Source organism: Enterobacter sp. E12, assembly GCF_014596715.2.
In the GTDB taxonomy this organism is placed as follows: domain Bacteria; phylum Pseudomonadota; class Gammaproteobacteria; order Enterobacterales; family Enterobacteriaceae; genus Enterobacter; species Enterobacter bugandensis.
Genome location: NZ_CP115601.1, coordinates 4,583,162 through 4,595,199, shown reverse-complemented (window position 1 = coordinate 4,595,199; position 12,038 = coordinate 4,583,162). Strand labels below are relative to the sequence as shown.

The 12,038-nt window shown below is 55.9% G+C and carries 8 protein-coding genes and 1 rRNA gene; 7 read left to right on the top strand and 2 right to left on the bottom strand.

Translation table 11 applies throughout. The features are described from left to right. Positions 1 to 137 precede the first annotated feature (137 nt). Both ubiD and fre read left to right on the top strand, forming a co-directional pair. Positions 138 to 1,631: a 4-hydroxy-3-polyprenylbenzoate decarboxylase gene (ubiD, locus tag IB212_RS21995; protein ID WP_028014773.1), complete on the top strand. Its 1,494-nt coding sequence runs from the start codon at positions 138 to 140 to the stop codon at positions 1,629 to 1,631. A 42-nt stretch (positions 1,632 to 1,673) separates the two neighbouring features. Continuing rightward, the gene (gene fre, locus IB212_RS21990) at positions 1,674 to 2,375 is read left to right on the top strand and encodes an NAD(P)H-flavin reductase (RefSeq protein ID WP_028014772.1); all 702 of its coding nucleotides are present in this window, start codon (positions 1,674 to 1,676) and stop codon (positions 2,373 to 2,375) included. A gap of 182 nt (positions 2,376 to 2,557) precedes the next feature. Here fre and fadA read toward each other — a convergent pair whose 3' ends face one another. Then, on the bottom strand, positions 2,558 to 3,721 hold the full coding sequence (gene fadA, locus IB212_RS21985) for an acetyl-CoA C-acyltransferase FadA (protein ID WP_041911841.1): 1,164 nt from the start codon (positions 3,719 to 3,721) through the stop codon (positions 2,558 to 2,560). A 9-nt stretch (positions 3,722 to 3,730) separates the two neighbouring features. Further along, the gene (fadB, locus tag IB212_RS21980; RefSeq protein ID WP_041911842.1) at positions 3,731 to 5,920 is read right to left on the bottom strand and encodes a fatty acid oxidation complex subunit alpha FadB; all 2,190 of its coding nucleotides are present in this window, start codon (positions 5,918 to 5,920) and stop codon (positions 3,731 to 3,733) included. 190 nt (positions 5,921 to 6,110) lie between these two features. On the opposite strand from fadB, the gene pepQ reads away from it, so the two are divergent. The 5 genes from pepQ (at position 6,111) to IB212_RS21955 (ending at position 11,996) form a co-directional block, all read left to right on the top strand. Further along, positions 6,111 to 7,442, top strand: a complete 1,332-nt coding sequence (pepQ, locus tag IB212_RS21975) for a Xaa-Pro dipeptidase (RefSeq protein WP_028014769.1) — start codon at positions 6,111 to 6,113, stop codon at positions 7,440 to 7,442. After that, entirely contained in the window at positions 7,442 to 8,056 is a 615-nt protein-coding gene (locus IB212_RS21970; protein WP_041911843.1) for an IMPACT family protein, read from the top strand. The genes pepQ and IB212_RS21970 overlap by 1 nt, the downstream gene beginning before the upstream one ends. 40 nt (positions 8,057 to 8,096) lie before the next feature. After that, a complete protein-coding gene (gene trkH, locus IB212_RS21965; RefSeq protein WP_013099227.1) occupies positions 8,097 to 9,548 on the top strand; it encodes a Trk system potassium transporter TrkH in 1,452 nt (483 codons plus the stop codon). Between the two features lie 10 nt (positions 9,549 to 9,558). Beyond that, positions 9,559 to 10,104 carry a menaquinone-dependent protoporphyrinogen IX dehydrogenase gene (gene hemG / locus IB212_RS21960; RefSeq protein ID WP_041911844.1) on the top strand — a complete coding sequence of 182 codons (546 nt, stop codon included), beginning with the start codon at positions 9,559 to 9,561 and terminating at the stop codon, positions 10,102 to 10,104. A gap of 352 nt (positions 10,105 to 10,456) precedes the next feature. Next, positions 10,457 to 11,996: ribosomal RNA gene (locus tag IB212_RS21955) — 16S ribosomal RNA — on the top strand. Positions 11,997 to 12,038: the final 42 nt, after the last annotated feature.

Genomic DNA, 12,038 nt, shown 5'->3' with positions numbered 1-12,038 from the left:
TATCAAAACCCTGGAGGGATCGCTAAGTTGATTATAATGGGGGAAATTCGAACACAGCGGATAAGTTCACGCTAATTTAACAAAATTACAGCATCAAGCAGGCTTACGCCGTATAATGAAGCGCTTACAGAGAGGCCATGACTAACTGCATGAAATACCACGATCTCCGCGACTTCCTGACGCTGCTGGAAAAGCAGGGTGAACTGAAACGCATTACACTTCCTGTTGATCCTTATCTGGAAATGACAGAAATTGCTGACCGCACCCTGCGTGCCGGTGGCCCTGCATTACTGTTTGAAAATCCAAAAGGTTACTCAATGCCGGTGCTGTGCAACCTGTTTGGCACCCCGCGTCGTGTCGCGCTGGGAATGGGGCAAGAAGACGTTACCGCGCTGCGTGAAGTGGGGAAACTGCTGGCATTTCTGAAAGAGCCTGAGCCACCGAAAGGTTTCCGCGATCTGTTCGATAAGCTGCCGCAGTTTAAGCAGGTGTTGAACATGCCCACCAAACGCCTGCGCGGCGCGCCGTGTCAGCAGAAAGTGCTGGAAGGCGATGCGGTGGATCTCACCAAAATCCCTATCATGCAGTGCTGGCCTGAAGATGCTGCGCCGCTGATCACCTGGGGCCTCACCGTGACGCGCGGACCGCATAAAGAGCGGCAAAACCTCGGTATTTATCGCCAGCAGCTGATTGGCAAGAATAAGCTCATCATGCGCTGGCTGTCGCACCGCGGCGGCGCGCTGGATTTCCAGGAGTGGTGTGCTGCACATCCGGGTGAACGGTTTCCGGTGTCTGTCGCGTTAGGTGCCGATCCGGCCACCATTCTGGGGGCGGTCACGCCCGTACCGGATACGCTCTCTGAATATGCGTTTGCTGGCCTGCTGCGCGGGACTAAAACCGAGGTCGTGAAGTGTATCTCCAACGATCTCGAAGTGCCGGCCAGCGCCGAAATTGTGCTGGAAGGTTACATTGAGCAGGGTGAAATGGCGCCAGAAGGCCCATACGGCGACCATACCGGCTATTACAACGAAGTGGATAACTTCCCGGTGTTTACCGTCACGCATGTTACTCAACGTGAAGATGCGATTTATCACTCCACCTATACTGGCCGCCCACCGGATGAACCGGCGGTGCTCGGCGTGGCACTGAACGAAGTATTTGTGCCGATCCTGCAAAAGCAGTTCCCGGAAATCGTTGATTTTTATCTGCCGCCTGAAGGATGCTCGTATCGCATGGCGGTGGTCACGATGAAGAAGCAGTATCCCGGACATGCTAAACGCGTGATGATGGGCGTATGGTCTTTCCTGCGCCAGTTTATGTATACCAAATTTGTTATTGTCTGCGATGATGACGTTAACGCCCGTGACTGGAACGATGTTATCTGGGCGATAACCACGCGAATGGATCCTGCGCGTGATACGGTGTTAGTCGAAAATACGCCGATAGATTATCTGGATTTTGCCTCGCCGGTTTCCGGTCTTGGCTCAAAGATGGGACTGGATGCCACAAATAAATGGCCTGGCGAAACCGACCGTGAATGGGGTCGCCCGATCAAAAAAGATCCTGCTGTGACCGCGCGAATTGACGCGATCTGGGACGAACTGGCCATAATGAATAACGGTAAACCCTGAGCTGACCGTTAAGCCCTATAGACTTCCCGACAGAGAGAGCGAATGACAACCTTAAGCTGTAAAGTGACGTCGGTAGATGCTATTACCGACACCGTATATCGCGTCCGTTTGGTTCCTGAAGCGGCATTCTCATTCCGTGCCGGCCAGTACCTGATGGTGGTGATGGATGAGCGTGATAAGCGTCCTTTCTCTATGGCCTCTACGCCAGCAGAGCAGGAATTTATTGAGCTGCATATTGGTGCGTCTGAGCTTAACCTGTACGCGATGGCCGTGATGGACCGCATCCTGAAAGAGCGTGAGATTGTGGTCGACATTCCTCACGGCGACGCGTGGTTGCGTGATGACGAAGACCGTCCGCTGATTCTGATCGCGGGCGGTACGGGCTTCTCCTATGTGCGCTCTATTCTGTTGACCGCGCTGGCGCGTAATCCAGACCGTGACATCACCATCTACTGGGGCGGCCGCGAAGAGAAGCACCTGTACGACCTGTCTGAACTGGAAGCGCTGAGCGTTAACCATCCTAACCTGCGCATTGAGCCAGTGGTCGAGCAGCCGGAAGAGGGCTGGCGTGGACGTAGCGGGACGGTGCTGACGGCGGTACTGCAGGATCACGGCACGCTGGCGGGACATGATATCTACATTGCAGGCCGTTTTGAGATGGCGAAAATTGCCCGCGACCTGTTCTGTAACGAACGCGATGCGCGTGAAGATCGCCTGTTTGGCGATGCGTTTGCCTTCATTTAAATAAAAAACCCGCCCCTGACAGGCGGGAAGAACGGCAACTAAACTGTCTCTCTTCGCCAATGACGCCATAACTGCGTTGGCTGCGCTCGTTCACCCGAATCACTTACTAATGTAAGCTCATCGGGATTCGCTCGCTTGCCGCCTTGTTCTGACGTCATTGGCTTTGAGATACTTTTCCTTACTTACACTCTCTCAAACACCGTCGCGATACCCTGACCCAGGCCGATACACATCGTTGCCAGACCAAACTGGGCATCTTTGCGTTCCATCAGGTTAATCAGCGTCGTGCTGATACGCGCCCCGGAACAGCCCAGCGGGTGACCGAGGGCGATCGCGCCGCCGTTGAGGTTAATCTTCTCGTCGATCTGCTCCATCAGCCCCAGATCTTTAATGCACGGCAGGATCTGTGCGGCAAACGCTTCGTTCATCTCGAACAGATCGATATCGCTGGCAGTTAAGCCCGCTTTTTTCAGCGCCAGCTTCGAGGCCGGAACCGGGCCGTAACCCATGATTGAAGGATCGCAGCCCACCACCGCCATCGAACGCACGCGAGCGCGTGGCGTCTGGCCCAATTCACGGGCACGGCTTTCGCTCATCACCAGCATCGCGGCGGCACCGTCGGATAGCGCCGACGACGTCCCTGCCGTTACCGTACCGGTGACCGGATCAAATGCCGGACGCAGGGTAGAAAGCGCTTCGACCGTCGTTTCCGGACGAATGACTTCGTCGTAGCTAAACTGCTTCAGTACGCCGTCTGCATCGTGGCCCCCGGTCGGGATGATCTCATTCTTGAAGGCACCGGACTGCGTGGCGGCCCAGGCGCGGGCGTGAGAGCGCGCGGCAAAAGCATCCTGCATTTCACGACTGATGCCGTGCAGGCGGGAGAGCATCTCGGCGGTAAGGCCCATCATGCCTGCGGCTTTCGCCACGTTGCGGCTCATGCCCGGATGGAAATCGACCCCGTGGCTCATCGGCACATGGCCCATGTGTTCAACGCCGCCGACCAGACAGGCCTGCGCATCGCCGGTCATGATCATGCGCGCCGCGTCGTGCAGGGCCTGCATCGACGAACCGCACAGGCGGTTGACGGTGACCGCCGGAACCGAATGCGGGATCTCCGCCAGCAGCGACGCGTTGCGGGCGATGTTGAAGCCCTGCTCCAGCGTTTGCTGCACGCAGCCCCAGTAGATATCGTCGAGCGCTGCTGGGTCCAGCGCCGGGTTACGCGCCAGCAGGCTACGCATCAGGTGCGCGGAGAGATCTTCCGCTCGCACGTTACGGAACGCACCGCCTTTTGAACGGCCCATCGGGGTGCGAATCGCATCAACAATGACAACCTTTTCCATTGTGACTCCTTAAGCCGTTTTCAGCGCGCCAACCGGACGGGCTGGCTCAACTGCTGGATAGTAGGGTTCGTTATGGCGCGCTTTGTTACGCAGCCCTTCCGGCACTTCATAAAGCGGACCGAGGTGCTGATACTGCTGCGCCATATCGAGATAGCGGGCGCTGCCGAGCGTATCCAGCCAGCGGAACGCGCCGCCGTGGAACGGAGGGAAGCCCAGGCCGTATACCAACGCCATATCCGCTTCTGCCGGGCTGGCGATAATGCCTTCTTCCAGGCAACGGACCACTTCGTTGATCATCGGAATCATCATGCGGGCAATAATTTCGTCGTCGGTGAAGTCGCGTTTCGGCTGGCATACGTCGGCCAGCAGGCCATCCACCGCCGCATCTTCTTCTTTCTTCGGTTTGCCTTTGCTGTCTTCTTTATAACGCCAGAAGCCCAGGCCGTTTTTCTGTCCGAAGCGGTTGGCGTCAAAGAGGGCGTCAATGGCATCGCGATAATCTTTCTGCATGCGCTGCGGGAAGCCCGCCGCCATGACGGCCTGCGCGTGGTGGGCGGTATCAATGCCGACGACGTCCAGCAGATACGCCGGGCCCATCGGCCAGCCGAACTGTTTTTCCATTACTTTGTCGATTTTGCGGAAGTCCGCGCCGTCGCGCAGCAGCTGGCTGAAGCCGGCGAAGTACGGGAACAGCACGCGGTTGACGAAGAAGCCTGGGCAGTCATTAACGACGATCGGCGTTTTACCCATCTTGCTTGCCCACGCCACGACTTTAGCGATGGTTTCGTAAGAGGTTTTTTCTCCACGGATCACTTCGACCAGTGGCATACGGTGTACCGGGTTGAAGAAGTGCATTCCGCAGAAGTTTTCCGGACGCTTCAGCACGCTCGCCAGTTCGCTGATGGGGATGGTGGAGGTGTTTGAGGCCAGGACGGCGTCCGGGCGAACCTTGTCTTCCGTTTCCGCCAGCACCGCTTTTTTGACTTTCGGGTTCTCAACGACCGCTTCAACCACCACGTCCACACGGTCGAAACCGCTGTATTCCAGCACAGGCTGGATGGTTGAGATCACGCCTGCGAGCTTCAGCCCGTCAATTTTTCCGCGCTCAAGCTGTTTATTCAGCAGCTTGGCGGCTTCGGTCATGCCCAGCGTCAGAGATTTCTCGTTGATGTCTTTCATCACTACCGGCACGCCTTTCCAGGCCGACTGGTAAGCGATGCCGCCGCCCATAATACCGGCGCCGAGTACCGCCGCGTGTTTTGGCGTCTCAACGTTTTTGGTCAGCTGTTTGGCTTTGCCCTTCACGAACTGATCGTTGAGGAAGATGCCAACCAGCGCGCGGGCTTCATTGGTGTGCGCCAGCGGAACAAAGCTCTGGTTTTCCAGCTTCAGGGCTTCGTCGCGGCCAAAGCGGGCTGCCGCTTCAATGGTTTTCACCGCCGTGATTGGCGCCGGGTAGTGTTTACCCGCCGTCTGCATCACCATGCCTTTGGCGATGGTGAAGCTCATGGTGGCTTCAATCTTGCTGAGCTTTAACGGCTCCAGCTTCGGCTGACGTTTGGCCTTCCAGTCGAGGTCGCCGTTAATCGCCTGACGCAGAATGGCGAGTGCACCTTCAACCAGCTTCTCTGGTTTCACGACGCCGTCGACCAGACCGATTTTCTGCGCCTGTTCTGCACCCACGTCTTTACCAGCGGCAATGATTTCCAGGGCGCTGTCGGCGCCCAGCATGCGGGGCATACGCACGGAACCGCCAAAGCCCGGCATGATGCCCAGCTTGGTTTCCGGCAGGCCGATACGCAGGTCCGGCGTCGCCAGACGGTAGTCGGTTGCCAGCACGCACTCGCAGCCGCCGCCCAGCGCGTAGCCGTTCACGGCAGAGATCGTTGGAACAGGCAGATCTTCCAGACGATTAAAGACGCTGTTGGCAAAGTGCAGCCACTGGCTCAGCTGTTCTTCCGGAACCTGGAACAGCGAAAGGAATTCGGTGATATCGGCACCGACGATAAAGGCCGCTTTGTTCGAACGCAGCAGCAGCCCTTTTAATTCAGATTGCTTTTCAAGTACTTCCAGCGCCTGGCCAAGACTGGCCACCGTCGCGGTATCAAGCTTATTCACTGAGCCGGGGGCATCGAACACCAGTTCGGCAATGCCATCTTCCAGCCAGTTGAGGTACAGGGTGTCGCCTTTGTAAAGCATGTCAGTCTCCTGAATCCAGCAAGTGGATCTGGTCATACCAGATGAGACGGAGTGTGGAATTTATGTTAATAAAATGCAAATTACTCATTAAGAAATTGCTGCGTTGATCACGGTCGGTGGAAATCACGCAGCCGGAGTGAGGTGTGCTAAGATGCGATGACTTGAGGTCAAAAAAACGAAAGGAAGAATGATGGACTCACTGGCTTCGCTTTATAAAAATCATATCGTTACCCTACAGGAACGTACCCGCGATGTACTGGCCCGCTTCAAGCTGGATGCTCTTCTGATCCACTCCGGCGAGCTGATGAATACTTTTCTTGATGACCACGCCTATCCGTTTAAGGTTAACCCGCAGTTTAAAGCCTGGGTGCCGGTGACACAGGTTCCGAATTGCTGGCTGCTGGTGGACGGCGTGAACAAGCCGAAACTGTGGTTCTACCTGCCGGTTGATTACTGGCACAACGTCGAACCGCTGCCGACCTCTTTCTGGACCGAAGAAATTGAGGTGATCGCCCTGCCAAAAGCGGACGGCATTGGCAGCCAGCTGCCAGCGGCGCGCGGCAACATCGGCTACATTGGCCCTGTACCTGAACGTGCGCTCGGTCTGGATATTCCGGCAGACAAACTCAATCCGAAAGGCGTGCTGGATTACCTGCACTATTACCGCGCGTATAAAACCGACTATGAACTCTACTGCATGCGTGAAGCGCAAAAAACGGCGGTGAATGGTCACCGCGCCGCGCACGAAGCGTTCCAGTCAGGCATGAGCGAGTTCGATATCAACCTGGCCTACCTGACCGCAACCGGTCATCGTGACACCGACGTACCGTACAGCAACATCGTCGCGCTGAATGAGCATGCGTCTGTTCTCCACTACACCAAACTGGATCATCAGGTTCCGTCTGAGATGCGCAGCTTCCTGCTGGACGCAGGCGCAGAGTACAACGGCTATGCGGCCGATCTGACTCGCACCTGGGCGGCGAATGCGGATACCGATTTTGCGCAGCTTATTAAGGACGTAAACGACGAACAGCTGGCGTTGATTGGCACCATGAAGGCCGGAACCAGCTACGTGGATTACCACATCCAGTTCCATCAGCGCATTGCTAAACTGCTGCGTAAGCATCAGATTGTGAAAGACATGAGCGAAGAGGCGATGGTCGAAAACGACCTGACCGGACCATTCATGCCGCACGGTATCGGCCACCCGCTGGGCCTGCAGGTTCACGACGTTGCGGGCTTCATGCAGGATGATACCGGTACGCACCTGGCGGCACCGTCTAAATATCCTTACCTGCGCTGCACCCGTATTCTTGAGCCGCGCATGGTATTGACCATCGAGCCGGGGATCTACTTTATTGAATCCCTGCTGGCGCCGTGGCGTGAAGGGCAGTTCAGCAAGCACTTCAACTGGGAAAAAATCGACGCGCTGAAACCGTTTGGCGGCATTCGTATCGAAGATAACGTGGTGGTTCACGAGAACGGTATCGAGAATATGACGCGAGACCTGAAGCTGGCCTGATGGAAAGCTGGCTGATACCGGCTGAACCGGTCACTTTTGTTGAGGAAATCAAGAAAAGCCGCTTTATTACGCTGCTGGCGCACACCGACGGCGTAGAGGCGGCGAAAGCGTTTGTCGAGTCCGTTCGCGCGGAGCACCCTGACGCACGTCACCACTGCGTGGCGTGGGTGGCAGGGCCGCCGGACGATTCGCAACAGCTCGGTTTTTCCGACGACGGTGAACCGGCGGGCACAGCCGGTAAACCCATGCTCTCCCAGCTGATGGGCAGCGGCGTGGGTGAAATTACCGCCGTGGTGGTGCGCTACTACGGCGGCATCCTGTTGGGCACGGGCGGGCTGGTTAAAGCGTATGGCGGTGGGGTGCAGCAGGCACTGAATATCCTGACGACCACCCGCAAAACGCCGCTCACCGAATATACTTTATTGTGCGATTACGCTCAGCTATCGGGCATTGAAACACTGCTCAAACAATTTAACGGCGTGATTGCGCACAGTGATTACCAGGCAATGGTGCAATTACGCGTGGCGCTTCCTCAGGCAGAACTGGCTGCTTTTTCAGCAAAACTGGCTGATTTCAGTCGCGGTTCGTTGCAATTGCTGCCGATTGAAGAATAATCCCCACCTCACTTTTTGAATACCAAAGGAAGCGGCAGAGATGCATTTTCGTGCCATAACCCGAATCGTTGGACTGCTGGTCATACTCTTTTCGGGGACGATGATTCTCCCTGGACTGGTGGCGCTTATCTACCGGGACGGCGCGGGGCGGGCTTTTACCCAGACCTTCTTTGTCGCGCTGGCGATCGGCTCGCTGCTGTGGTGGCCGAACCGTCGTCAGAAAGGTGAACTGAAATCTCGCGAAGGCTTTCTGATTGTGGTCCTGTTCTGGACGGTGCTGGGAAGCGTCGGTTCGCTGCCCTTTATCTTCTCTGAGCAGCCTAACCTCAGCATCACGGATGCCTTTTTTGAATCGTTTTCTGGTTTAACGACCACTGGTGCGACGACGCTGGTGGGGCTGGATTCGTTACCCCACGCTATTCTCTTTTATCGCCAGATGCTGCAGTGGTTCGGGGGGATGGGGATCATCGTCCTGGCGGTGGCCATCCTGCCGATTCTGGGCGTCGGGGGGATGCAGCTGTACAGGGCTGAAATGCCGGGGCCGCTGAAAGACAACAAGATGCGTCCACGTATTGCCGAGACGGCGAAAACCCTGTGGCTGATTTATGTTCTGCTGACGGTAGCCTGCGCGCTGGCGCTGTGGTTTGCCGGGATGCCGGCCTTCGATGCTATCGGGCACAGCTTCGCGACGATTGCCATTGGCGGGTTCTCCACCCACGACGCCAGCGTGGGGTACTTCGACAGCCCAACGATTAACACCATCATTGCGATTTTCCTGCTGATCTCCGGCTGTAACTACGGCCTGCACTTCTCTTTACTGAGCGGACGTAGTCTGAAGGTGTACTGGCGCGATCCTGAGTTCCGCATGTTCATTGGCGTCCAGCTTACCCTGGTCGTCATCTGCACCCTGGTGCTGTGGTTCCATGATGTTTACAACTCGGCGCTGACCACGCTCAATCAGGCGTTTTTCCAGGTGGTGTCGATGGCGACGACCGCCGGGTTTACCACGGACAGCATCGCGCGCTGGCCGCTGTTCCTGCCGGTACTTCTGCTGTGCTCCGCGTTTATCGGCGGCTGCGCCGGGTCGACGGGCGGTGGTCTGAAGGTGATTCGTATTCTGCTGCTATTCAAGCAGGGGAACCGTGAGCTGAAGCGCCTGGTCCACCCGAATGCGGTCTACAGCATTAAGCTGGGGAACCGCGCGCTGCCGGAACGTATCCTCGAAGCGGTGTGGGGGTTCTTCTCGGCGTATGCGCTGGTCTTTATCGTCAGCATGCTGGCGATCATCGCGACGGGAGTGGATGATTTCTCCGCCTTTGCGTCCGTCGTCGCAACACTGAACAACCTCGGGCCTGGGCTGGGGGTTGTGGCGGATAACTTTGCCAGCATGAACCCGGTTGCGAAATGGATCCTTATTGCCAATATGCTGTTTGGTCGTCTTGAGGTCTTTACGCTGCTGGTGCTGTTCACCCCAACATTCTGGCGCGAATAAGGAGCCGTTGATGAAAACACTGATTCTTTTCTCTACGCGAGACGGACAAACGCGTGAGATTGCCGCTTATCTGGCGTCGGAATTAAAAGAGCTGGGCATTTACTCAGATGTGGTGAACCTGAATCGCGCAGAGCAGATTGCCTGGCAGGAGTACGATCGCGTGGTGATTGGCGCCTCCATTCGTTACGGACACTTCCATCCGGCGCTGGATCGCTTTGTGAAAAAGCATACGGCGGTACTCAACACATTGCCGGGCGCGTTTTACTCGGTCAATCTGGTTGCCCGTAAAGCTGAGAAGCGTACGCCGCAGACCAACAGCTACACGCGCAAGTTTTTGCTCGGCTCGCCGTGGCAGCCAGACCTGTGCGCCGTCTTTGCCGGTGCGCTGCGCTATCCTCGCTACCGCTGGTATGACCGCTTCATGATCCGCCTGATAATGAAGATGACGGGTGGCGAAACCGATACGCGTAAAGAAGTGGTTTATACCGACTGGTCGCAGGTGGCCAGTTTTGCGCGGGAAATTGCCCATTTAGCGGGCGATTCGCGACTTAAATAAGCGTTAAGTTTGAAAAGTGAGCGAACGAAAAGTTTTTTTTATTTTGTGCTTGTCACTTCAGAATAACTCCCTATAATGCGCCTCCACTGATACGGAACAACGGCACACACGCCGCTGGGTCAGCAGAGAAAAGCAAAATAAAGGCTTGACTCTGAAGCGGGAAGGCGTAATATGCACACCCCGCGCCGCAGCGAAAACGAAGCGGCACTGCTCTTTAACAATTTATCAGACAATCTGTGTGGGCACTCAAAGTGACATGGATTCTTAACGTCGCAAGACGAAAAATGAATACCAAGTCTCTGAGTGAACATGCGTAATTCATTACGAAGTTTAATTCACGAGCATCAAACTTAAATTGAAGAGTTTGATCATGGCTCAGATTGAACGCTGGCGGCAGGCCTAACACATGCAAGTCGAACGGTAGCACAGAGAGCTTGCTCTCGGGTGACGAGTGGCGGACGGGTGAGTAATGTCTGGGAAACTGCCTGATGGAGGGGGATAACTACTGGAAACGGTAGCTAATACCGCATAACGTCGCAAGACCAAAGAGGGGGACCTTCGGGCCTCTTGCCATCAGATGTGCCCAGATGGGATTAGCTAGTAGGTGGGGTAACGGCTCACCTAGGCGACGATCCCTAGCTGGTCTGAGAGGATGACCAGCCACACTGGAACTGAGACACGGTCCAGACTCCTACGGGAGGCAGCAGTGGGGAATATTGCACAATGGGCGCAAGCCTGATGCAGCCATGCCGCGTGTATGAAGAAGGCCTTCGGGTTGTAAAGTACTTTCAGCGGGGAGGAAGGCGGTGAGGTTAATAACCTCATCGATTGACGTTACCCGCAGAAGAAGCACCGGCTAACTCCGTGCCAGCAGCCGCGGTAATACGGAGGGTGCAAGCGTTAATCGGAATTACTGGGCGTAAAGCGCACGCAGGCGGTCTGTCAAGTCGGATGTGAAATCCCCGGGCTCAACCTGGGAACTGCATTCGAAACTGGCAGGCTAGAGTCTTGTAGAGGGGGGTAGAATTCCAGGTGTAGCGGTGAAATGCGTAGAGATCTGGAGGAATACCGGTGGCGAAGGCGGCCCCCTGGACAAAGACTGACGCTCAGGTGCGAAAGCGTGGGGAGCAAACAGGATTAGATACCCTGGTAGTCCACGCCGTAAACGATGTCGACTTGGAGGTTGTGCCCTTGAGGCGTGGCTTCCGGAGCTAACGCGTTAAGTCGACCGCCTGGGGAGTACGGCCGCAAGGTTAAAACTCAAATGAATTGACGGGGGCCCGCACAAGCGGTGGAGCATGTGGTTTAATTCGATGCAACGCGAAGAACCTTACCTACTCTTGACATCCAGAGAACTTAGCAGAGATGCTTTGGTGCCTTCGGGAACTCTGAGACAGGTGCTGCATGGCTGTCGTCAGCTCGTGTTGTGAAATGTTGGGTTAAGTCCCGCAACGAGCGCAACCCTTATCCTTTGTTGCCAGCGGTTAGGCCGGGAACTCAAAGGAGACTGCCAGTGATAAACTGGAGGAAGGTGGGGATGACGTCAAGTCATCATGGCCCTTACGAGTAGGGCTACACACGTGCTACAATGGCGCATACAAAGAGAAGCGACCTCGCGAGAGCAAGCGGACCTCATAAAGTGCGTCGTAGTCCGGATTGGAGTCTGCAACTCGACTCCATGAAGTCGGAATCGCTAGTAATCGTGGATCAGAATGCCACGGTGAATACGTTCCCGGGCCTTGTACACACCGCCCGTCACACCATGGGAGTGGGTTGCAAAAGAAGTAGGTAGCTTAACCTTCGGGAGGGCGCTTACCACTTTGTGATTCATGACTGGGGTGAAGTCGTAACAAGGTAACCGTAGGGGAACCTGCGGTTGGATCACCTCCTTACCTTAAAGAACCTGCCTTTGCAGTGCTCACACAGATTGTCTG

Bases quoted from the DNA above. Each gene is read 5' to 3' on its own strand.
- ubiD (WP_028014773.1), top strand. From the start codon at position 138: ATGACTAACTGCATGAAATACCACGATCTCCGCGACTTCCTGACGCTG.
- fre (WP_028014772.1), top strand. From the start codon at position 1,674: ATGACAACCTTAAGCTGTAAAGTGACGTCGGTAGATGCTATTACCGAC.
- fadA (WP_041911841.1), bottom strand. From the start codon at position 3,721: ATGGAAAAGGTTGTCATTGTTGATGCGATTCGCACCCCGATGGGCCGT.
- fadB (WP_041911842.1), bottom strand. From the start codon at position 5,920: ATGCTTTACAAAGGCGACACCCTGTACCTCAACTGGCTGGAAGATGGC.
- pepQ (WP_028014769.1), top strand. From the start codon at position 6,111: ATGGACTCACTGGCTTCGCTTTATAAAAATCATATCGTTACCCTACAG.
- IB212_RS21970 (WP_041911843.1), top strand. From the start codon at position 7,442: ATGGAAAGCTGGCTGATACCGGCTGAACCGGTCACTTTTGTTGAGGAA.
- trkH (WP_013099227.1), top strand. From the start codon at position 8,097: ATGCATTTTCGTGCCATAACCCGAATCGTTGGACTGCTGGTCATACTC.
- hemG (WP_041911844.1), top strand. From the start codon at position 9,559: ATGAAAACACTGATTCTTTTCTCTACGCGAGACGGACAAACGCGTGAG.